The sequence below is a fragment of the Humibacter sp. genome (genome assembly GCF_051954055.1).
GTDB lineage: Bacteria > Actinomycetota > Actinomycetes > Actinomycetales > Microbacteriaceae > Humibacter.
In genome coordinates this window covers 1-22,506 of sequence record NZ_JBQCIE010000071.1, presented here as the reverse complement: position 1 = coordinate 22,506, position 22,506 = coordinate 1, and the positions used below count along the sequence as shown (strand labels likewise).

Annotated in this window: 16 protein-coding genes; 4 read left to right on the top strand and 12 right to left on the bottom strand. The window is 68.0% G+C overall.

Annotated features, from left to right (window positions below; all coding sequences use genetic code 11):
• Positions 1–1,071 (top strand): heavy metal translocating P-type ATPase (locus tag ACTHNC_RS08300; RefSeq protein ID WP_440294128.1); only part of this gene is annotated, 1,071 nt, incomplete at its 5' end.
• Here the strand turns inward: ACTHNC_RS08300 and ACTHNC_RS08295 are convergent.
• Entirely contained in the window at positions 1,072–2,019 is a 948-nt protein-coding gene (locus ACTHNC_RS08295; protein ID WP_440294127.1) for an aminoglycoside phosphotransferase family protein, read from the bottom strand.
• A 208-nt stretch (positions 2,020–2,227) separates the two neighbouring features.
• On the opposite strand from ACTHNC_RS08295, the gene ACTHNC_RS08290 reads away from it, so the two are divergent.
• Positions 2,228–3,946 carry a class I adenylate-forming enzyme family protein gene (locus tag ACTHNC_RS08290; protein ID WP_440294126.1) on the top strand — a complete coding sequence of 573 codons (1,719 nt, stop codon included), beginning with the start codon at positions 2,228–2,230 and terminating at the stop codon, positions 3,944–3,946.
• Between the two features lie 17 nt (positions 3,947–3,963).
• Here ACTHNC_RS08290 and ACTHNC_RS08285 read toward each other — a convergent pair whose 3' ends face one another.
• From ACTHNC_RS08285 to ACTHNC_RS08265, 5 genes are all read right to left on the bottom strand, one after another.
• On the bottom strand, positions 3,964–5,211 hold the full coding sequence (locus ACTHNC_RS08285) for an ADP-dependent glucokinase/phosphofructokinase (protein ID WP_440294125.1): 1,248 nt from the start codon (positions 5,209–5,211) through the stop codon (positions 3,964–3,966).
• Positions 5,183–6,046 carry a ketose-bisphosphate aldolase gene (locus ACTHNC_RS08280; protein ID WP_440294124.1) on the bottom strand — a complete coding sequence of 288 codons (864 nt, stop codon included), beginning with the start codon at positions 6,044–6,046 and terminating at the stop codon, positions 5,183–5,185. The genes ACTHNC_RS08285 and ACTHNC_RS08280 overlap by 29 nt, the downstream gene beginning before the upstream one ends.
• Positions 6,047–6,083: 37 nt before the next feature.
• On the bottom strand, positions 6,084–6,935 hold the full coding sequence (locus tag ACTHNC_RS08275) for a carbohydrate ABC transporter permease (protein ID WP_440294123.1): 852 nt from the start codon (positions 6,933–6,935) through the stop codon (positions 6,084–6,086).
• A complete protein-coding gene (locus ACTHNC_RS08270) occupies positions 6,932–7,882 on the bottom strand; it encodes a carbohydrate ABC transporter permease (RefSeq protein ID WP_440294122.1) in 951 nt (316 codons plus the stop codon). Before ACTHNC_RS08270 ends, ACTHNC_RS08275 begins: the two co-directional genes overlap by 4 nt.
• A 71-nt stretch (positions 7,883–7,953) precedes the next feature.
• Positions 7,954–9,258, bottom strand: a complete 1,305-nt coding sequence (locus ACTHNC_RS08265; RefSeq protein ID WP_440294121.1) for an ABC transporter substrate-binding protein — start codon at positions 9,256–9,258, stop codon at positions 7,954–7,956.
• A gap of 203 nt (positions 9,259–9,461) precedes the next feature.
• Between ACTHNC_RS08265 and ACTHNC_RS08260 the strand changes: the two genes are divergently transcribed.
• A complete protein-coding gene (locus ACTHNC_RS08260) occupies positions 9,462–10,271 on the top strand; it encodes a DeoR/GlpR family DNA-binding transcription regulator (protein WP_440294120.1) in 810 nt (269 codons plus the stop codon).
• Between the two features lie 35 nt (positions 10,272–10,306).
• On the opposite strand, the gene ACTHNC_RS08255 is transcribed toward ACTHNC_RS08260, so the two are convergent.
• The 4 genes from ACTHNC_RS08255 to ACTHNC_RS08240 form a co-directional block, all read right to left on the bottom strand.
• Positions 10,307–11,779, bottom strand: coding sequence for an aldehyde dehydrogenase (NADP(+)) (locus ACTHNC_RS08255; protein WP_440294119.1), 1,473 nt, complete (start codon positions 11,777–11,779; stop codon positions 10,307–10,309).
• A 240-nt stretch (positions 11,780–12,019) separates the two neighbouring features.
• The gene (locus tag ACTHNC_RS08250) at positions 12,020–13,627 is read right to left on the bottom strand and encodes a molybdopterin-dependent oxidoreductase (RefSeq protein WP_440294118.1); all 1,608 of its coding nucleotides are present in this window, start codon (positions 13,625–13,627) and stop codon (positions 12,020–12,022) included.
• 210 nt (positions 13,628–13,837) lie between these two features.
• Positions 13,838–14,698, bottom strand: coding sequence for a fumarylacetoacetate hydrolase family protein (locus ACTHNC_RS08245; RefSeq protein WP_440294117.1), 861 nt, complete (start codon positions 14,696–14,698; stop codon positions 13,838–13,840).
• 153 nt (positions 14,699–14,851) lie between these two features.
• Positions 14,852–16,567: a dihydroxy-acid dehydratase gene (locus tag ACTHNC_RS08240; protein ID WP_440294116.1), complete on the bottom strand. Its 1,716-nt coding sequence runs from the start codon at positions 16,565–16,567 to the stop codon at positions 14,852–14,854.
• Between the two features lie 209 nt (positions 16,568–16,776).
• Here ACTHNC_RS08240 and ACTHNC_RS08235 point away from each other — a divergent pair, with 209 nt between their 5' ends.
• Entirely contained in the window at positions 16,777–18,018 is a 1,242-nt protein-coding gene (locus ACTHNC_RS08235) for a S1C family serine protease (RefSeq protein ID WP_440294115.1), read from the top strand.
• A 69-nt stretch (positions 18,019–18,087) separates the two neighbouring features.
• On the opposite strand, the gene ACTHNC_RS08230 is transcribed toward ACTHNC_RS08235, so the two are convergent.
• Both ACTHNC_RS08230 and ACTHNC_RS08225 read right to left on the bottom strand, forming a co-directional pair.
• On the bottom strand, positions 18,088–18,864 hold the full coding sequence (locus tag ACTHNC_RS08230; protein ID WP_440294114.1) for a DNA-formamidopyrimidine glycosylase family protein: 777 nt from the start codon (positions 18,862–18,864) through the stop codon (positions 18,088–18,090).
• 186 nt (positions 18,865–19,050) lie between these two features.
• Positions 19,051–22,506: Lhr family ATP-dependent helicase (locus tag ACTHNC_RS08225; protein WP_440294113.1), on the bottom strand; the 3,456-nt coding region annotated here is incomplete at its 5' end.

Here is a 22,506-nt window from a genome sequence, read left to right as displayed (position 1 = left end):
CTGGTCGTGGCGTGCCCGTGCGCGCTGGGGCTCGCGACCCCGACCGCACTGATGGTCGGAACCGGACGCGGGGCGCAGCTGGGCATCCTGATCAAGGGTCCCGAGGTGCTCGAGTCGACCCGCAAGGTGGACACCGTGGTGCTCGACAAGACCGGCACCGTGACGACCGGCCGCATGGCGCTCGTCGGCGTGATCCCGGTGGAAGGCGAGGACCGGAGCGAGGTGCTGCGGATCGCGGGCGGCCTGGAGATTGCGTCCGAGCATCCGATCGCGCGGGCGGTGGCGAACGCGGCGTCACACGAGGGCGGCCTCGCACAGCCGGAGGGCTTCGTGACCGTGCCGGGCAAGGGCGTGCACGGCGTCGTGGACGGGCACGCAGCCGTCGTCGGGAGCATGGCGCTGCTCGAGGAGTGGGCCGCGCCGCTCACCCCGGAGCTGGCGGAGCAGCTGGATAGGGCCGAACGCGACGGCAGGACCGTCGTCGCCGTCGCGTGGGACGGCGCCGCGCGGGGCATCCTCATCGTCGCCGACACCGTGAAGCCGACGAGCGCGGACGCCGTTACGCGCATGAAGAGGCTCGGCCTCACGCCGATCCTGCTGACCGGTGACAACGAGGCCGTCGCCCGGCACATCGCCGCGGAGCTCGGCATCGACGAGGTGATCGCCGGGGTGCTGCCCAAGGACAAGGTGGATGTCGTCGCCCGCCTGCAGCAGAGCGGCAAGACGGTCGCGATGGTCGGCGACGGCGTGAACGACGCGCCGGCACTGGCGAGAGCCGACCTGGGCATCGCGATGGGAACGGGAACGGATGCCGCGATCGCCGCATCCGACCTGACGCTCGTCGGTGGCGACCTGCGAGGTGCGGTCGACGCGATCCGCCTCTCCCGCGCCACGCTCGGCACGATCAAGTCGAACCTGTTCTGGGCGTTCGCGTACAACACGGCTGCCGTGCCGATCGCGGCGCTCGGGCTACTGAACCCGATGCTGGCGGGTGCCGCGATGGCGCTGTCGAGCGTGTTCGTGGTGGGGAACAGCCTGAGGCTGCGCGCGTTCCGCTCGATCGCCGGCTGACTAGCGGCCGTACGCCTCGGCCAGCAGCTGGGTGAGCACGTGAGTGCTGATGCTGCGCATGCGGGGGTTGTCGTCGGACGCCACCGCGAGCGCCGTGCCCACGTTCAGCGCCCAGCCGCGCGCTCGCAGCCAGGTCGCGTCATCCGTCGCGCCCGCCTCGGGATGCGACCCGTCGGCCACCACCGCACGGAACACCGCACGCGCCTCGGGCAGGAACGTCAGCCATGCTGCGGCCAGGTCGGTCGCAGGGTCGCCGGCCGTGAGGTCGCCGAAGTCGAGCACGGCGGCGAGGGATGCAGGGTGGCCGAGACGGGCATCCAGAACCAGGTTTCCCGGATGCAGGTCGCCGTGCAGCCAGATCGGAACGCCACGCCAGGGCGGAGCGGCCAGCGACTCCTCCCACAGTTCACCGAGCGCGGTGAGGTCCCAGAGCCGCCGTAGCTCCCAGAACCGCTCGCGCACCACACGGTCGCGAGAGGCGAGCGGGACGCCACGCACCGGATTGAGCGGAACATCCGGGTGCAGCAACCCGTCGGGAGTGCGGGGCGCCGGGGTGTGCAGGGCGGCGACGAAGCGGGCGAGCGATACCGCGAGGGGCGTGCGGTCGGATGCCGAGACATCCGCTCCGTCTATGCCCTCGACCCAGCGCACCACGCTCCACGGCCAGCTGAACCGTGCACTCGGCACGCCGATGCGCACCGGCACCGGGGCGGGCACCGTGAGCTGCGACTCGAGCACGGGGAGCCAGCGCTGCTCGTGCTCGATGAGGTGGGCAGCCACGTTGCGTCGCGGGATGCGCACGGCGAGGTCGTCGCCGAGGCGGAAGATCGCGTTGTCCCAGCCGTTCGAGACGAGCCGCAGGTCGCCCTGCAGGTCCGGATGCTGTTCCGCCAGTAGTGCGCGCACGAGTTCTTCGTCGACCTGGATGTCTGCTGCTGGGCTCTGCATGGCCGTTACAGCGTAGCTACTCCGCTGGTTGAGTAGCCGCGAAGCGGCGTATCGAAACCAGCTCGCCAGGAGAGGGCTGGTTTCGATACGCGTCCGCTTTGCGGCCGCTAGTCAACCGGCGGGTGCTGCGGGCTAGGCTGGCGACACCCGGCGCCCGGCAGGCTCGAACGAGCGCGAACGACGACCCGAGACAAGAGAAGAGGCGGCCATGACGGTAGAGGACCTCGTCGGCCAGGACGACGCGAGACGCGAGAGCGCCGGCACGGCGCGCAACACGGAGTACGACCCCAGCGAGTTCCGGCGCGTGTTCGAGAACCACTTCACGTGGGCGGCGGCGTTCGAGCGGAACACTCACCGCTACGCGCACCGGCCGGCGTTGACCGATCCGCAGTCCGGCCGCTCCTGGACGTACGAGCAGCTCGGCGAGGTCACGGGGCGCCTGGTCGAAGGCCTGCGCTCGCGTGGCGTGGACGTCGGCGACATCGTCGGGTACCAGCTGATGAACGTGCCCGAGTTCGCCTTCCTGTACATCGCTGCGCAGGGCCTGCGTGCGGTCAGCTCGCCGATGAACTTCCGCCTGGCGCCCGCCGAGACCGCGCACATCCTCTCGACGCAGACGCCAACCGTGTTCGTGTACGACACCGACGACACCGCGAACGTGCGCAGTGCGCTCGAGCTGTCGTCGCACACCCCGCGCATCATCGCCGGTGTCGGCGAGGGCGAGCTGCTGCCCGGCGCCGTTCGCTTCGAGGCGCTTCTCGCGGATGCCGCGCCGAGCTTCCACGCGCCGGCGGACGCGTCGACGTGGGACGAGACATCCCGCCTCTACACCTCCGGCACCACGGGCATGCCGAAGGCCGTGCCGCTGACCAGCCTCAACGAGGTGCTCACAGCGCACGACGTGATCATGCACTTCCCGCTCGCGCCGACGGACAAGACGATGAACATGTCGCCGTGGTTCCACCGCGGCGGAAACTACTGCGCCGGCCCGAACACCGCGTTCTACGTGGGTGCGGAGGTGGTCACGCTGCCGCGGTTCGATCCGCAGGTCGTGCTGAACGGCATCCAGGACTACAAGCTCACGTACGTGATCGGCGCGCCCACCAACCTGGAACGCCTCGCGGATGCCCAGGAGGCGCAGCCCCGCGACCTCTCCTCGCTGCACGGCATCGTCACGATGGGCGCCCCGCTCGACCGGGCGGCCGCCCTGCGCTACCAGCGGGTGCTGACCCCGCGCATCGCCAACGGCTACGGCACGACCGAGGCGTTCTGGAACACCTACCTGCGCCCGGACGACCTGCGGGATGCCGCAGGTGCCGCCGGCCGCGCCTGCCTCGACGACGACGTCGCCGTGGTCAAGGTGTTCGCCGACCGCATCGCGGCTCCTGAGGAGCACGCGAAGAAGGACGGCCAGGAGATCGGCGAGGTCATCATGCGCTCGACGAAGAGCGGATACGCGTACCTCGGCAACGAGAAGGAGCAGGCGGAGAAGTTCCGCGGCGGCTGGGTGTATCCCGGCGACCTCGCCACGTGGGACGAGAACGAGATCGTCACCATTGTCGGACGCAAGGACGACATGATCATCTCGGGCGGCGAGAACGTGCATCCGGTGCAGGTCGAGGAGGTGCTCGCCGGCCACGAGGGCGTCGCCGACTCCATCGTGGTCGGCCTTCCCGACCCCGAGTGGGGCGAACTCGTCGTGGCGTACGTGCAGCCGCGCGAGGGCAAGCTGACGGATGCCTCGTCAGCGGCCCGCGAACTGGATGCGTACCTGCGGGCGAGCGTGGCGCTCGCCGACTACAAGCGTCCGCGGAGGTACACGTTCGTCACCGAGCTGCCCTACACCGCGACCGGCAAGAAGCAGCACTTCAAGCTGAAGGCGCAGGCGCCGCACGACGCAGCCGAGGGCCGCTTCGTGACGCCGTAACCGAGCCGGCCGGACGTTCAGTCCGAGTCGTCGCTTCTGGTCGCCAGCACGGCCAGGAAGCCACCGACGAAGCAATCGCCAAGACCGATCGTCGTGGGTCTTTCGACCGAGACCGAGTACGCAGGAACGCACACGACCGGCTCACTCGCGACCCGAGGGAGCGACGCCGCGAGGCGGAGGTGTTCTAGCGGCGGTTCGAGTTCAGCGATCGCCGCGACGCTGGCCGCCGTGACGTCGTCGCCGTGAAGATAGCGTGCGGTGGCTGCGGAGATCCCTCCCCGTAGCCCCTTCGCGTACCGTTCAGCGTTCGGGCCGCATGCCAGCGCCCAGTGCCTAGTGTGGATCACGATCGTGGGATGGTCGATGAGGCAACGGATGTCCCGGATCGCCTCCGCAACCGAGCCTGGATCGAGAAGATCGACGGCATGCCCGAGGTGCGTCTGCAACTCGTCCTCGTTCATGCTGTACACGTCGACGATCCCTGCCATGCTTTCGCGGACGGATTTCTGCAACCTTGGCGAGTGGAAGCCCGCGTCCTCGAACATCACGACGGCGCTCGTCGGTCTCGCTTCGAGCGTCGAGCCGAGCTCTCTGAGTCTCTGCTCCAGCAGCTCCGGGTCGTTCATCACGTTGAAGCCGGAGATGAGCAGCCACCGCGCTCTGCTCACCGACTCTCGAAGGTCGGTGCTCAGCTTCATCTGGACGTGCGGAGGGTCGTTCACGAAGATCAGCCGGTTGGGCCCCTGGATCGAGATCTCGCCGTCGGCCAGCTCGATGCGCCCGTGCTCGGGAAGCTGCACGATCAGGTGAGGGAACATGCCGTCGTGATCGGCACTGGAGATGTAGTCGCAGTCCTTCGGGTACAGGCGTCGGAAGTCGTCATCGATGCTCACGAGATGAACAGTCGAACGGATGCCGAGAGTTCTCATGACGAGCGCGGCACGAACGCAGGTCCCGCCCAGTGTGATCGTCTTGTCGTGCAGGGCTGCGAACGCCTCGATCACCTCGGGCGACTGAACGAACCGTTCGCCGCCCTGGCGTTCGCGGGCGAACCCGAGAATCACCGCCAGAAGCGAGCGCTCGTGGGTGATCTCGAGGGTCGGGTCGCACTCATCGATGCGGATGTCGTGTTCCGCTGCGAGCCGCTGTACCAGCTGCTCGTCCCAGACGATCTCGTAATCGAGCGTTCCCCCCAGGCCGAGAACGATGCGCCCCGGCCCGGAGGGGAACGCCGCATCAGTAGAGATTCGCTTTTCCGGCTGCATCGAAGAGTTCGATCTTCTGCTTCGCGGTCTGCTTCAGCGCGGCGATCGGTTCGGGCTGGATCACATTCGGCTCCCGCAGCCGCTCGTCGGTACCGAGCACCTCACGCATCCGGTTGTGATAAGCGACCTTGATGTCGCTGGAGATGTTGATCTTGTTGATGCCGAGCTCGACGGCGCGACGAAGCTCCGAATCCGGATTGGCGGATCCGCCGTGCAGCACCAGCGGGATGCCCGTGGCAGCCTTGATCTCCTTCAGAAGATCGTGTCGCAACTCCGGGTTCCGATCGGCCGGGTAGAGCCCGTGAGAGGTGCCTATCGCGATCGCCAGACTGTCGACCTCCGTCTCGGCGACGAATCGGACGGCATCCGCTGTGTTCGTGTAGATGATCTCGGCAGCACCGGACTCGCCGTAGCTGTCGTTGGCGCCGATGGTCCCCAGTTCGCCCTCGACCTGAACGTTCACGGCGTGCGCGGCCTCCACCACCTTTCGCGTCAATGCCACATTCTCGTCGAACGGCTTCAGCGACGCATCGATCATCACCGAGGTGAAACCGGCCTGGATCGCGGTGATCATCTGCTCGAAGTCGCCGCCGTGATCCCAGTGGATCGCGACCGGTACCTTCGAGCGATGCGCCCGGGAGTGCATCGCAGCGATGAGGTCGGTCGTGATGTGCGCCACCTCGTCGGGATGGATCGCGATGATGACCGGCGCCGCCAGTTCCTCGCTGATGTCCATGACTCCGTTGAACATCGCCCAATCGCTGATGTTGAATGCCGGGATCGCGAAGTTGTGCTCGTTCGCGACGTCGAGGATGGACTTGCCTTTGTACAGCACGGTTTTCTCTTTCTGTGTTGTGGTGAGGTCGGAAGGGTCAGGACTTGACGGCTCCGGCAGCGAGGCCGCCGATGAAGTAGCGCTGGAAGATGAGGAAGAGCACGAGAACGGGAATCGACCCGAGAATGCTCATGGCCATGACCTCGTTCCACAGGTAGTTGTTCTGGCCCATGAGGAGTTGGATTCCCACCGGCACCGTTCGGCGTTCGTCGGTCTGCGTGAGGGTGAGCGCGAAGAGGTACTCGTTCCACGAGATCATGAACGTGTAGAGGCCGACGGAGACCATGCCTGGCACGGAGACCGGCACGAGGATGCGCCACAGCACCGACAGCGATCCGGCGCCGTCCACTCGCGCCGCCTCGTCGAGTTCGCGCGGGAGGCTGTCGAAGTAGGCGGTCATCATGATGATCGCGTACGGCAGCGTGAAGACCACGTATGTGAGGATGAGGCCCTGATACGTGTTGTAGAGGTGCAGCCCGACCATGATCCCGAAGAACGGGATCAACAGAGTGATCGGAGGCACGGCCTGAACCCCGATGATCACCACGCGGATGATCGACTTGAACCTGAACTCGTAACGACTGAACACGTATGCGGCCAGCAGGGCGATGACGAGCGTGATGATGACGACGCTGATCGCGACGATGTAGCTGTTGACGAAGTAGCCGATCTTCACCGGGTCGGTGAGCACGGCCACGTACGGCTGCAACGAGAACGAGCTGTCGAAGAGCTTCGGTGGATAGGCGAAGATGTTCGCGTTCGATTTGAACGAGCTCGACAGCATCCAGAGCACCGGGAAGCCGGCGAACACAGCACCGACCAGAAGCGCGCCGTAGATGAAGACGCGTCCGACATTCCGCTTCGTGCGGGTTCTGATCGCGATGCTCAAAACAGGCTCGCCTTCTTCTGCTGACGCACGTAGAAGATCGCGACGAACAGCGACGCCAGAAGGATGAGCACTGCACTCGTCGACGCGAGCGAGAACTGGTAGCTGTTGAACGCGAGCTTGTACGTGTACGTGCTGAGGACTTCCGTGTGGTTGATCGGACCGCCGCCTGTCGTGGCCCAGATCAGGGTGAACTGCTGCGTGGTCCAGAGCAGGTCGAGCAGGGCCATGCTGAAGAGGATCGGCCGCAGGGCCGGCAGTGTGACGCTGAAGAACTGGCGGATGAGTCCAGCACCGTCGACGCGTGCGGCTTCGTAGAGGTCCGAAGGCACTCCCTGCAGTCCCGCGAGCAGGCTGATCATGAAGAACGGGTACCCGGACCAGATGTTGATGACGGTGACCGCGAGGAGCGCGGTGGCTGGCGTGCCGAGCCACGGCACGGCCTCCTGCAGGATTCCCAGGGTCTTCAGCAGGTAATTGATGACGCCGGAAGGGTCGAGAAGAAGGCGCCACAGCACCGCGACCACGGAGGCGGTGAAGATCCAGGGAAGGATGTAGATCGCCCGGAAGATCACGCGCGGGACTTTGTGCACGAGCTTCGAGTTGAGCATCAGGGCGAAGCCGACCCCGATGATCATGTGGATGACCACGCTGGCCACGGTGAAGATCACCGTGTTGCCGACGGCGTTCCAGAAGTTCGGGTCGGCGAGGATCGTGAGGTAGTTGGCGAGCCCGACGAACTGCGGGTTCTGATTCGTGACGACGTTGTCGAAGAGCGAGTACGCGATGACGATGACGACGGGCACGACCATGAGGCCGGCGACGAGCAGCACCGTCGGTGCGATCAGCAGATACGGCTCGAAGGGTCTGCGTCGCCCTCTGTGTGGATGCGACGGCCCGCGGGGAGCGGGTCTCGCGATCATCACCGTGTCAGGTGGTGATGTGGTCATGGTGAATCCTTTCCGGGCGGCCGGCCCCAGCAGGCACGGGCCGGGCGCCCGTTCTGCACGTCAGGTGCAGATCAGAACTGCTTCTTCCATTGGGCTTGGACGTTCTGGAGCATGGTCGAGGTCGACTCCTGCCCCGCGACTGACTTCTGGAATTCGGTGAGGAACGAGGTCATGAGCTGGTCCGCCGCCGGCAGACCGGTGAACTCGTTGACCGGCTTGCTCTTCTGGTAGATGGCGAACGCCGCCTGGAAGTGCGGGTCGGCACCGGTGAAGTCGGGCTTGGACGTCTTGTTGCCGGGGAACCCGTTGGCGAGCGTGGAGAGCTTGGAGTTCGTGTCCTTGCTCATCAGGTACTGGATGAACTGCCACGCCTGCGCCGGGTGCTGCGTCTTCGCTGAGATGCCGATGCCCCACGAAGCGGTGAGCATGCCCTTCGTGCCGCTGTAGCCGTCCTTCACCGGCTGGGCCGACACAGTGAATTTGAGGTCGGGGGCGCCCTTCGTGATGGTCGTGACGTGGGCGAGGGAGTCGACCATCATGCCAACGCGGCCGTTGATGAAGTTCGTGACCTTGTCTGTCTCCTGCAAACTGTTCGCTCCGGGAAGCACCGCGTTCGAGGTCACGAGGTCTTTGACCATGTTGACCGCGCCGGTCACGTCGGCGTTGCCCGTGAGGTTCGGTTGCCCGTTCTTGAGCATGCTTCCGCCGGAGGCCCATGCCCACGACAGGATGTCGTTCTGCGCGCCGTTGGGGTTCGTCGTACCGAGGGGCACCACCCAGCCTTTGGCGCCGGCATCCGACTGGCTGATCTTCTTGGCATCGTCGGTGAACTGGCTCCAGGTGGCAGGCGGAGTCGTGATGCCCGCCTTCGCGAGGATCGCATCATTCGTGAAGAGTGGGTATACGAAGTTGACGACCGGGATCATGTAGGTGCTGCCCTTGAAAGCGACCTGGCTGGCAAGATCGCTGTCGTCGTACTTCGCCGCCTTCATCGCGTCGGTGAGGTTGTACAGCGCGCCCTGCTTGTAAAGGGGATTCACCCACGAGCCGTCCAGACCGACGATGTCGGGCAACGTGCCCGATGCTGCCTGCGAGATGGTCTGTGTCTGCAGTGAGGCGAACGGCGCGCTGATCAGCTTGACGGTGATGTTCGGATGTCCTTTGTGGAAGTCATCCGCGATCTTCTGCAGGGCACCGCTCGGCATCTCGGGCGCCCACCACTGCGAAAAGGTGAGCGTGACCTTCTGATTCGTGTCGCTGCTGCTGGGGCTGCCGCTGCTGCAGCCGGTCAGCGCGAGCGCGGCGGCCGACACTGTCGCTGCGGCGCCGAGCATCCATCGCGATCGTTTGAACGACCGCTGAGCTTCCTTGCCCATGATTCTCCCATCGTTGGAAAGACTGCTGCTGCTCTTTACTGCTTTCTGCAGTTCTCTGCATGGTAGGGACCTACAGCTTGCGTAGTCAAGCAGAAAACCGCAACAATGAGGAAAAGGTGCGGCGCGTGAATGCGGGCGGATGCTGTTTTATGCGGCTGGCCTAAGCTGATGCCGTCGGACGCGAATCACGAGGGGGACCAATGATGAGCCTGCTGGACGCGGAGCGGCGCCTTCCCGCGGGGCGCAAAGCAGATCTTGCGGCCTATGTGTCGGAACACGGTGAGGTCACGGTCGCCAAGCTCGCGTCGCATTTCGGTGTCTCGACCGACACCATTCGTAGGGACCTCGATCGGCTGGACAGTGAGGGACTGCTCATTCGCACCCATGGCGGCGCGGTGAGTCTCAGCGCGGGAACGAAGCCTGACACGGAGCTCGAGGTCAGGCTTCACGTACAGACGTCGGCGAAGGAGGCGATCGGTCGAAGCGCCGCAGCTCTCGTCGAAGACGGCTCCGTGGTCATGCTCAACGGCGGCACGACCACGCTCGCGCTGGTGCGTCACCTCAGGAAGCATCGGAACCTGACGGTCGCGACGAACAACCTCCGGATACCGGCTGAGATCTCTCCGAACGTCCTCCGCGACCTCTACCTGTTCGGCGGCCCTGTTCGTACCGTGTCGCAGACGACCACTGGACCGATCGCTTTGCGGCTCGGTTCGAGCGATCGCGAGATCGAGGTGCGCAGCGATATTGCCTTCATTGGGGTCGGTGCGGTCTCCGCCACGGGTGGATACTCGACCAGCAATCTCGGCGACGCGGACATGATGGCCGCGATGATCGCGCGGTCATCCCAGGTCGCGATACTCGCCGACTCCTCCAAGTTCGGGCGAGACCTGTTCGCTCAGGTAGCGGCCATAGGAGCGGCGGACTACTTCATCACGAACGCGCAGCCGCCCGCGGACCTGGCTGCGGAGTTCGAAGCGGGCGGCGTGGAGGTCATCGTCGCGGATCAGTGACCTTGCCGCGTGCTGCGTTCGCCGGCGGAGCCTTGCTACTGCGCGGGCACGTATTCGCCGTCGACGGTGCGGGGCAGGTGCCACGGGTTGGCATCCTGCAGCGCGGGAGGCAGCGCGGCATCTGGCACGTCCTGATAGGCGACGGGCCGGAGGAACCGGTCGATGGATGCCGTGCCCACCGACGTGAAGTGCGGTGCGGTGGTCGCGGGGTAGGGTCCGCCGTGCTGCTGTGCGTACGTGACGGAGACGCCGGTTGGCCAGCCGTTGTAGAGCACGCGGCCGGCCTTGTCGGCGAGCACAGCGACGAGTGCGGCGGTGTCGGGGTCGTCATCCGTTCCCTGCACCGTGGCGGTCAGCTGTCCCTCCAGCGTGTGCGCCACCTGCAGCGCCTGCTCCGGGGTGTCGTAGCGCACGAGCAGCGCCGCGGGGCCGAAGTGCTCCTCGAGCAGCTCGTCGGGATAGGCGAGCAGGGTGGCGGCATCCGTGCCGTACAGCGACGGGGTGGGTACCTCCGCGCGCGCCGGGTCGCCGGCGAGCAGCACGACGTCGTCGCGGTCGGCGAGCGGATCGAGGCTGTCGAAGAATCCGTCACGGATCTTCGCATCCAACATGTCGCCGCCGGTGGATGCCCGTACCGCCTCGACGAGGAGAGGCTCAAGTCCGGCATCCCGAGGCACCAGCAGCACGCCCGGCTTGGTGCAGAACTGGCCGACCCCGAGTGTCATCGACGCGGCGAAGCCGGTCGCGATCTCCTGCCCGCGGGTTGACGCTGCGGCCGCCGTGACGAACACCGGGTTCACGCTGCCGAGTTCCCCGTAGAACGGGATCGGCGTCGGACGCGACGCGGCGAGATCGAACAGGGCGCGGCCGCCGGTGAGAGACCCGGTGAACGTGGCCACGGTCAGCTCCGGGTGCAGCACGAGGTCGCGGCCCACCTGGCGGCCTTCCACCAGGACGAACGCTCCCTCGGGTGCGCCGGATGCCTCCAGTGCGGCACGCACGTGGTCGGCAACGGCGTGCGACAACTCGATGTGCGCGGAGTGCGCCTTCACGATGACGGGGCATCCGGCCGCGATGGCCGCTGCCGTGTCACCTCCGGCGACCGAGAACGCGAACGGGAAGTTGCTCGCCGAAAAAACGGCCGCGGGACCCAACGGGCGCAGCACTCGCCGCAGATCCGGTCGGGGTCCCATGCCCCAGCTCGGGTCGGCGTGGTCGATCGTCGCCCGCAGGTACGCACCGCGCTCGACCGTCTCGGCGAACAGCCGCAACTGGAACGTGGTGCGCACCAGCTCGCCCTTCAGCCGCTGCTCGAGCAGGTGACTCTCTCGCATCGCCAGCGGGACCAGCGCATCGGCGTCGGCGTCCAGCGCATCGGCGATCGCTCGCAGCCATGCAGCGCGCTGCGGAGGCGTCGACGCCGCGAGAACGGGCGCCGCCTCCGCCGCGGCCGCCATCACCGCGTCGAGCTCGGTGTTCGCAGGGGCCTCGGTCGTCGTTTCGCTCATCGTGTCTCCTTGTGATCCGCATCGATTGGATGCCATGTCGCTGCTCCGTCGCCGCGCGAGAAAACGTTTCCTGGCCTATTCTCGCACTTCGTCCCTGGTGTGCTTCGCACCGGTGGACGAAGCGTCCGCTCTTCCCTTCAGGTCGCAGTTTCTGTCGGCATTCGTCCGCAATTCCGACAGAAAGTGCGACCTGAACCGAACGGTTGACCGAGAGCTGCGTCGTGAGGGGCGCCACCCGTCCTACCGCACCGTCACCGAGACGGTGTGCCAGCCGGTGGCGCCGTTCGGCGCGGGCGGTGCCACGGTGGATGTCTGCGTGTAGCCATCCGCGTTCGTCGCCCGCACCTGCAGCTGATGCCGGCCGCTGGTGGCATCCCACTCCCACACCCACTGCCGCCAGGTGTCCGCCGATACGGTCTCGGCGAGCCGTGCCTGCTGCCACGGCTCGTTGTCGACGCGAACCTCCACGGAATGGATGCCCGTGCGCTGGTCCCACGCGACGCCCGCGACGGCGTACCGTCCGGGCGCGATCGTCCCGCCCTGCCGTGGACGGTCGATGCGCGACGCCGTCTTGATCGGCCCCTTCGCCGACCAGCCCTTGTCGGTCCAGTAGCCCTGCGCCTGATCGAAGCGCGTGACCGTGAGTTTGCTCAGCCACTTCGTCGCCGACACGTATCCGTACAGCCCAGGCACGACCATCCGAACCGGAAATCCGTGCTCGAGGGGCAGCGGCGAGCCGTTCATTCCGACCGCGATGAGGGCATCCGTTCCGGTGTCCGTGAGCACGCCGAGCGGCGTGCCCGCGGTGAACCCGTCGACGCTCTGCGAGAGCACCATGTCGGCGGATGCCCGTGGCTTCGCCTGCGCCAGCAGCTTGCGTACCGGATACCCGAGCCACACCGCATTGCCCACGAGGTCTCCGCCGACGTCATTGGAGACGCACGCCAGCGTGATCGCGTGCTCCTCGAGCGGGAGTGAAAGCAGCTGCGCGAACGAGAGCGTGACGGGGTTGCCGATCATGCCGTCGATCGTCAGCTTCCAGGTGTCCGGATCGATGGCGGGGATCTGCAGCGCGGTGTCGATGCGGTAGAAGTCGGTGTTCGGCGTGACGTAGGGCGTGAGGCCGTTCAGATGCAGGTCGGCGCCGGCGGGCACCGGAGGCGCAGGCATGACCGGCCTCGGCAGGTGAACGAGGGCGCGGGCGGAGGCGATGGCCAGGCTGCCCGCGTTGATCGTGCGCGCGACCACTCCGGCGATGAGCGCGACGGCCCCAACGCCGATCCCGAACGCAAGGAACGAGCGACGCGTTCGCTCGGGGCTGCTGGTCGGCACTCGAGAGTGCTGAGACGCGGTGGTCCACTCGCGGAGCCGGTCGATCGCCCGCACGAGTACGTAGACGCCGACCAGGGTGCCGGCGACCGTGGGGAGGAGCCACCAGTACGTGGCATCCGCTCGGGTCATGACGGCGATCAGCGCGACGAGCCCGACCAGTCCGAGGAGGAGTGCCCCGAACGGACGCCTGACCAGCTCGAGGATGCCCGCAGCGCACGCGAGCGCCACCACGAGAACGCCGAGGCAGACGAACAAGAACACCTTGTCGCCCGTGCCGAAGAGTCCGACGACGAGGTCTTTGAACCAGCCGGGCGTGAGGTCGATCACCCACGATCCGACCGCGAATAGCGGACTGGATGCCGCGCCCACGAACACGGCGAGCACCTCGGCGACAGCCCAGGCGGCGATCGCGGCGACGACACCGCACGCGGCGGCGGTCGCGTACAGCGCACGGCCCCGCGGCGCAGCTGCGCGCGGCGTAGTGGCCGCGCTCGGCGCGGTGGTAGCGCTCGGCATGTCGCTCAGCCTAGGTCCGTGGCCCCGCAACCGGCTGTGGGTCTCAGGGCCGGCGCCGCCGTTCCGCGGCACGCTGCGGATCGTGGACGCTTGTGGTCGCATGGGCGGGGCTTCGGCGGCATGACGCGTCCACCAATCCGGGGGTCGGCGCATTCGGGGCCTCGGCGCATCCGGGGTTCGGCGCACCGAGTCGGTGCTCCGTGCCCGGGCTCAGTGGCCGACGCGGATGACCGGGTTGGTGAGGGTGCCGACGCCGGCGATGCGGATGGCGACCTCGTCGCCCGGCATGAGCGTGAAGTCCGCGCCCGGCACAATGCCGGTCCCGGTGAGCACGATAGCGCCGTCAGGGAAGTCGAGGCCTCGGAAGAGCCAGTCCGCGAGGTCGGGCAGGGTGCGAGCCATTGCATCCGTCGAAGTGGTGCCCTCGAAGACCGGTTCGCCGCCGCGGCTGATGGTCATCGCGATGTCGAACGGCGCCTCGACGAGCCAGGCCGGCACGATCTCGGGGCCGAGCGCGCAGGAGGCGGTGTACACCTTCGCCTGCGGGAGGTAGAGCAGGTTCTCACCCTCGATCGAGCGGCTGGATGCGTCGTTGCCTGGCACGTATCCGAAGATCTCGCCGCGGGAGTCGAGCACGAGCCCGAGCTCGGGTTCCGGCACGTCCCAGGTGGAGTCGGCGCGCACACCAACGGGATCGCCGTCGGCGACGACCCGGATTCCGGTCGCCTTGAAGAACAGCTCCGGTCGCTCTGCGACGTAGACGCGGTCGTACGGGTCGCCGTCGGTGGCCTCCTCGATGCGGCCGTCGCGGCTGCGCAGGTACGTGACGCCCGCGGCCCATACCTCCTGCGCCGGATCGACCGGCGCGAGAACCGCGTCGACCCGGATGCCTGTGCCCGCGGATGCCCGCTCGACTGCGGCCCGGGCATCCTCCCGCGAAAGCCGAAGCAGCTCGGAAAGCGTCATGCCGAGTGGTGCGTACGCGTCGCTCGAGCGCACCGTCCACAGCACCTCGCCACCCGAGCGCACCCGCGCCAGTGCAAGCGCCGCCCGCTTCGTCGTGTCATTCATCGTTGCTCACTCTCGTCTCTCGTCATGTTCTCGTGGCTCTGTCGCGCATAACTCCTGCACGATCGCGGCCACCGAGGTCGCCTGCCGCGTCAGCACCGGCCACGCACATTCCCAGTGAGCCGATTTGCAGGAGTTATGAACACGAGCGAGCGGTCAATGGGATTCCCTCGTGACCTTCGCGCCGCTGGCGCCGACGAGGAAGTCCAGGTCGGCGCCGGTGTCAGCGCCCTGCACGTGGTCGATGTACAGCTTCTGCCAGCCACGGGCGGCGTTCGCGAACGAGCCGGTCTCGCGGAACGGGGGTTTGCGCAGGGCGAGCTCCTCGTCGCTGAGTTCGACCTCGATGAGCCGGTTCGGGACATCCAGCGAGATGATGTCGCCGTCGCGCACGAGCGCCAGCGTGCCGCCGGCCGCAGCCTCCGGCGAGACGTGCAGCACGACCGTTCCGTACGCGGTGCCCGACATGCGGCCGTCGCAGACGCGCACCATGTCGCGCACGCCCTGCTTGAGCAGCTTCGGCGGCAGCGGCAGGTTCGCGACCTCCGGCATTCCGGGGTAGCCCTTCGGTCCGCAGCCGCGCAGCACGAGCACCGAGTCGGCGTCGACATCCAGGTCGGGGTCGTCGATGCGCGCGTGGAAGTCCTCGATCGAGTCGAAGACGACGGCCCGGCCGCGGTGCACGAGCAGCTCCGGTGTCGCCGCGGCCGGCTTGATGATGGCTCCGCGGGTTGCGAGGTTGCCGCGCAGCACCGCGATGCCGGCGTCGTCCTGCAGCGGATCCTCCCGCAGCGAGATCACGTCCCGGTCCCACACCGGGTGCGCGCCGAGGAAGTCGACCAGCGGGGCGCCCATCACGGTCTGCGCCGCCGGGTCGAAGAGGTCCTTCACCTGGTCGAACACGGCCAGCACACCACCCGCGCGGAACAGGTCTTCCATGAGGTACTCGCCGGCGGGCTGCAGGTTCACCAGCAGCGGCACGTTCGCGCCGACGCGGTCGAAGTCGTCGAGCGTGAGGTCGATGCCGAGGCGGCCGGCGATGGCCAGCAGATGCACGACGGCATTCGTCGAGCCGCCGATCGCGGCCAGCGCGACGATCGCGTTGTGGAACGACTCCTTCGTGATCACCTTCGACACGGTGCGGTTCTCGGCGACGAGCTCGACGGCGAGGCGTCCGGTGGCGTGGGATGCCTCGAGCAGGCGTGAGTCGGCGGCGGGAGTTCCGGCGAGGCCGGGAATGGTCATGCCGAGCGCCTCGGCCATGATGCCCATCGTGGACGCTGTCCCCATCGTGTTGCAGTGGCCCTTCGAGCGAATCATCGAGGTCTCCGATCGCTCGAATTCCGCCTCGCTCAGCGTGCCGGCGCGCACCTCCTCACTGAGCTGCCACACGCCCGTGCCGCAACCCATCAGAGCCCCGCGGAAGTGCCCGTTCAGCATCGGCCCGCCGGGTACGACCACCGCCGGGATGTCGACGGATGCCGCACCCATCAGCAGCGCGGGGATCGTCTTGTCGCATCCACCGAGCAGCACGACGGCATCCACCGGGTTCGCACGAAGCATCTCCTCGACCTGCATCGCGGCGAGGTTGCGCCACAGCATCGCGGTCGGCTTCACGAGCGTCTCACCGAGCCCCATGACCGGGATCTCGACCGGGATGCCACCCGCCTCGTAGACCCCGTTCTTCACGTACTGCGCCACCTCGTTCAGATGCAGGTTGCACGGAACGAGGTCCCCTGCGGTGTTCGCGATCGCGATCTGCGGGCGCTTGCCGTTGAAGGCATCCGCGGGGATGCCACGACGCATCCAGGCGCGGTGGATGTACGGATCGCGACCCTCGCCGCCGTACCAGTCCTGGCTGCGCAGCGTCATGGGCAAGCTCCTTCGCTCGGGATGTTCGGGCCGGTTGCCGCTGCCGGGTCACGGGAACCGACAACGACAGACACCAGTCTGCCCAATTTGTTCACGGCTCGCGCAATTGCCGAACTGTGCCACATAGGAACCGCTCAGGAAAGGCACACCATTCATAGGAAGTACATGGAGCAGGCAAAGAGCTTTTCCGACTCGGCGCGGTGCACTGGATGCATCGAATCGACCTGAACGGAACGAAGATCATGCGCAACGACACGAGCAAGCGACGCACGGCGGGCTGGATCACGGCCGCGGTTGCGGCATCCGTCGCCTTCGGGCTGGCCGGTGTGACGGCCAGCGTGGCGACCGTGGACAGCGTCGCCGCGGCATTCTCCAAGACGGCGATCGCTCACAACAGCGAACGCGCCGGCTACGGCTGGTCGTACGGCGGCGGCCAGGGCTCGAGCGGCCAGGGCTCGAGCGGTTCGTCGTCGAGCAGCAGCGCCCAGGCGGCGACCGCGAGCGAGGAGAAGGGTGTTGTCGTGATCGACACGAACCTCGCCTACGAGGGAGCCCAAGCCGCAGGCACCGGCATCGTGCTGACGAGCTCCGGCGAGATCCTCACGAACAACCACGTCGTCGAGGGCTCCACGAGCATCACCGTCACCGTGCCTGCCACCGGCACCAGCTACAAGGCGAGCGTGGTGGGCACCGACGCGACCGACGACGTCGCCGTGCTGCAGCTGAGCGGAGCATCCGGACTCGCCACCGCCACCCTCGACAACGACGGAGTCTCGGTCGGCGACAACGTGACGGTGGTCGGCAACGCCGGCGGCACGGGCACCCTGGTGGCGGCGGACGGATCGGTCACCGGCACCGGCAAGTCGATCACGACCCAGTCGGAGGGCGTCGTCGCTTCCGAGTCGCTGACCGGACTGATCGAGACCAACGCGGACATCCAGGCAGGCGACTCCGGCGGGCCGCTCTACGACTCGCAGGGCGAGGTCGTCGGGATCGATACCGCGGCATCGGCGAGCCAGAACGTGTCGGATGGCTACGCGATTCCGATCGAGACCGCGCTCGGCATCGCGCACCGGATCGAGTCCGGGCAGGCGAGCTCGACCGTGACCATCGGGCTGCCCGCATTCCTCGGGGTCGAGGTGGCATCGGATGCCTCATCCTCCGGATACTCCGGTCTCGGCGGCGCGAGCCTCGGCTACAACAACGGCCAGAGTGCGACGCAGGGCGCGGTCGTGGGCGGCGTGATCGACGGGACGCCGGCGGCATCCGCGGGTCTCACGGCGGGCGACACCATCACGGCCGTCGACGGCACGGCGATCGCTTCGTCGAGCGACCTCACCTCGGCGCTCGCGCAGTACAAGCCCGGCGACTCGGTGACCATCACCTGGGTGGACAGCGCCGGTGCCTCGCACTCCGCGAGCGTGACGCTTACGTCGGGCCCCGCGGCCTGACGTAAGCGCCACTGGCACCCGCCCCGTTGGTTGAGCTCGTTGACGGTTTCGACGAGCTCAACCGACGATCTATGTCTGGCAGACCGGGCAGTACCAGGTTTCGCGCAGCTCGAGGTCGTTGCGGCCCAGTCGCATGCGCTCGATCGGGGTTCCGCAGCGGCGGCAGGGCATCCCGTCGCGACGGTGCACGTACGACGTGCGGCCGCGGCGAGTCTCACCCGTGGTGGACCGGATCGCCCGGTCCTTGTTGGCCACGATCATCCGGTGGGCGAGGGCGACCGTCTTCGGCAGATCCACCTCGCGCACCGGGCGGGTGGGGAGCATCCCGCGCACGAAGCAGAGCTCGTTCACGTACTCGTTGCCGAGACCGGCGAGGTTGCGCTGGTCGAGCAGGGCGACGGCGATGGGGACATCCGGATGCTCCGACAACCTCCGCACCGCCTCTCGTTCGTCCCAGTCGGGACCGAGCAGGTCGGGGCCGAGGTAGCCGACGGCATCGGCTTCGCGCGCGGTCGGCAGCACCTCGAGCAGGCCAAGCTCGAAGCCGACGGCCTGGGCGGTCGACGTCGCGAGCACGGCTCGCGCCTGGAATGCGGGTCGGCGCCACGGCTCGCCCGGCGCGTAGACCCGCCACTCGCCCTCCATCTTGAGGTGGCTGTGGATGGTCTGCGGTCCGACCCGCATGAGCAGGTGCTTGCCGCGGCTGACCACGTCGTGCACGAGCTGCCCGGTCAGGTCGACCGTCGCGAACGCGGGTACGCGCAGGTCGCAGCGGGTGAGCACCGAGCCGGCCAGGGCCCGGTTCAGCATGCGCGCCTGGCGGTAGACGCTGTCGCCCTCAGGCATCCGCCGCCCCTCCGACCCGGTCGTGATAGTGCCAGGGCCCCTTGCGCCGACAGGACAGACCGCGCTCTCTCACCGACATGACGGATTGGCCTGTTTTGGAGCGGATGTCATGTTGGCGCGTCTGGGAAGTGGGGGCGCGAGCGGCACCGGCAACCGATGGGCCGGAAACCGAGGAAGCGACTCCGGTCACGACCGCAGCCTCAGCCCGCGCGGGGTCGGTGCGAAGCCGGCCGCGATGAGCGCTTCGCCGAATGGGGTGCCGAGCACGAAGTCGCCGCCGACGGTCTCGATGGTGAGCGTCGAGATGCGGCCGCGATGGATGGCGTCCGCCAGCGCGCGCGTGGCCGGCAGGATCACCTGCTCGTCGTGGTCGAACAGCAGTGTGGTCTTGCCGCCGCGTTCGACGTAGAGCACGAGGGCGCCGTCGACGAGCACGACGATGCCGCCAGCCTTGCGCCCTGGCCGGTGGCCGGTGGTGCTCGTGGATGCCTGTGGCCACGGCAGCGCAGCCCCGTACGGATTCGCCGGGTCGGTCGCCGCAAGCGCGACCGCGTTGCGCGGGGGTTCGAGCGTGGAGTCGAGCGTGAACGTGCGCAGCCGGTCCACGGTGGCACTCGTGGAGAACTGCGCGGCTCCGAGCGTCTCGACGAAGTACCCGCGGCGGGCGCGGCCGGACTCCTCGAAGCCGCTGAGCACTCGGTAGGCGAGCGCGAAGCCGCCCGTCTGGTTCTCGGCCATGACGCTTCCCCGCGTGACGACCCCGTAGCGGTCGAGCAGCGTCTCGGCGACGGCCTTGGCGTGCAGCGTGGCATCCGTCTCTGCCAGCGGCAGGATCGACCAGCGTCCGGCCGTTGTGGGCGGGCCGGAGCGGGCGGATGCCGCTCGCAGCCCCTCCGCCATGGTCGGCCTTCCGTAGGCGCGAGGCATCCGCATCCGTGCCCGCGGCGTCGCTCGTTGCGGCTTGTGCGCGCCGCGACCCCCGGTCAGGGCGCGCAGCGGCGCGAACGTGTCATTCGTGATGAGGCCGGCCCACACGAGGTCCCAGAGCGCGGTCGTGAGTGCCGCGTCGTCGCGCGAGCCCACAGCATCCGACAGCTGACGGAAGAAGAACGCGCCACCCGCGCCGAGCGCCGCGAGCACCTCGCGTTGCAGTTCGTCGGTGGCGTGCTCGGGCGGCGGCGTCATCGTGAGCGGCGCGCTGTCGGCCAGGTGCAGGCTCACCCACCCGTCATTGCCGGGCAGCGAGCCGCTGCCGCTCCACAGCACCTCACCGCTCGCGGTCAGCTCGTCGAGCATGGCCGGCTGGTAGTCCGTCACGCGGGAGGGCAGCACGAGGCTCTCCCATGCCGAGGCGGGAATACGAGTGCCGGCGAGCTGCTCGATGACGGATGCGACGGCATCCACTCCCCGAAGTCCGCCGCCGACGTGCTGCCAATCGGGGAGGAACCGTGCGAACGTCTTCGGATCGACCGGCTCCACCTCGTGCCGCAACGCGGCGAGCGACAGCCGGCGGATGCGCCGCAGCACCTCAGCGTCGCACCATTCGGTACCGCTCGAGTTCGGTCGGAATTCGCCCTTGGTGATGCGGCGGTCCTGGGCGAGTCGGCGGAGCGTGTCGTGCGCGACGGCCGCGCCGAGCCCGAAGCGGGATGCCGCATCGCCCACCATGAACGGGCCGTGCGTGCGCGCGAAGCGGCCGAGAAGGTCGCCGAGCGGGTCCGCCACCGGCTCGATGAACGCGGTGGGCACGCCGATCGGGAGGGGAACACCGAGCGCGTCGCGCAGTCGGGCCGCGTCCTCGATCGCGGCGTAGCGCTCCGCGCCGGCGACGGTGACCCGGAGCGCGCGCTTCGCGGCCACGAGCTCGTCGAGGGCGGCGCGTGCGGCATCTTCCGCCGGTCGCCCTTCGACAGGCTCAGGACCCGTAGGCAGCAAAGCCGCCGTATCGAAACCAGGCTGGTCGGCGGGTTCGGCGGCTGGGTTTCGATACGCAGCGCCTTCGGCGTCGCTACTCAACCCACGGGGTTGGGCGGCGTCGCGCTCAGCGCGCCAGCGCTGTGCCACCTCGTCGACGGTGAGGGGGCCGAGGAGGCGCAGCAGGTCCGCGGCGCCCTCGAGGCCGAACATCCGCCGCTCCGGCGTCAGCCGCTGCACCTCGCGTTCGACCCGTTCGATCACGGCCGGATCGAGCAGCTCCCGCAGCTCCGCGCGGCCCAGCAGCTCCGAGAGCAGCGAGGCATCCACCGACAGCGCCGCCGCCCGGCGTTCGGCCAACGGGGAGTCGCCCTCGTACATGAACGCGGCGACGTAGCCGAACATGAGGGAGCGCGCGAACGGTGACGCCTCCTCGGTCCCGACCTCGATGATGCGGATGTCTCGCGCGGCGACGCGCGTCGCGATCCGCCGCAGAGACGGCAGGTCGTAGACGTCTTGCAGGCACTCGCGCATGGTCTCGAGGATGATCGGAAACTGCGGATGCTTGCGCGCGACATCCAGAAGCTGCGCCGCCTTCTGTCGCTGCTGCCACAGCGGCGACCGCTTGCCCGGGTTGTACTTGGGCAGCAGCAGGGCGCGTGCCGCGCACTCCCGGAATCGTGAGGCGAACAGGGCGGAACCGCCGACCTCGTCGGTGACGAGCTGTTCCAGTTCGTCCGCCTCGAAGACGAAGAGGTCGGCGCCGGGTGGCTCGGACTCCGCGTCCGGGATGCGCACCACGATGCCGTCGTCACTGGCGATGCACGATCCCTCCACGCCGAGCCTCTCCCGCACGCGGGCTGCCACGGCCAGCGCCCAGGGCGCGTGCACTTGCATGCCGTATGGGGAATGCAACACGATGCGCCAGTCCCCGAGCTCGTCCCTGAAACGCTCCGCGACGAGCGTGCGGTCCGTCGGCAGGTGCCCGGTCGCCTTCTTCTGCTCGTCGAGATAGGCGAGGAGATTGGCGGTGGCGAGCGCGTCGAGACCGGCATCCGTGGCGCGGGCGCGGGCATCAGTCTCGGACGACGACGACACCTCCCGCACGAACGCGCCGACGGCCTCGCCGAGCTCGGCCGGGCGTCCGATGCCGTCGCCCTTCCAGAACGGCAGCCGGCCCGGCTCACCGAAGGCGGGGCTCACGAGCACGCGGTCGTGCGTGATCTCCTGGATGCGCCAGCTCGTCGCACCGAGCGCGAACACGTCGCCGACGCGCGACTCGTACACCATCTCCTCATCGAGTTCGCCGACCCGCCGTCCGCCTTTGGCCGGGTTCGTCTCGTCGTCGGTTCCGACCATGTAGACGCCGAACAGGCCGCGATCGGGGATCGTGCCGCCGCTCGTGACGGCCAGTCGCTGCGCGCCGGGACGGGAGCTGAGGATGCCGCGGTCCCTGTCCCACACGACTCGCGGACGCAGCTCGGCGAACTCGTCGCTCGGGTATCGTCCCGCGACGAGGTCGAGCGTGGCGTCGAAGGCGCTGCGCGGCAGAGTCGCGAACGGAGCACTGCGGCGAACGGTGTCGAACCATCCGTCCACGTCGAGCGGGTCGAGTGCGGTCGCCGCGATCGTCTGCTGGGCCAGGATGTCGAGCGGGTTCGCCGGCACCCGCAGTTCCTCGATGAGCCCGGCGACCATCCGCTCACTGGCGACCGCCGTGTTGATGAG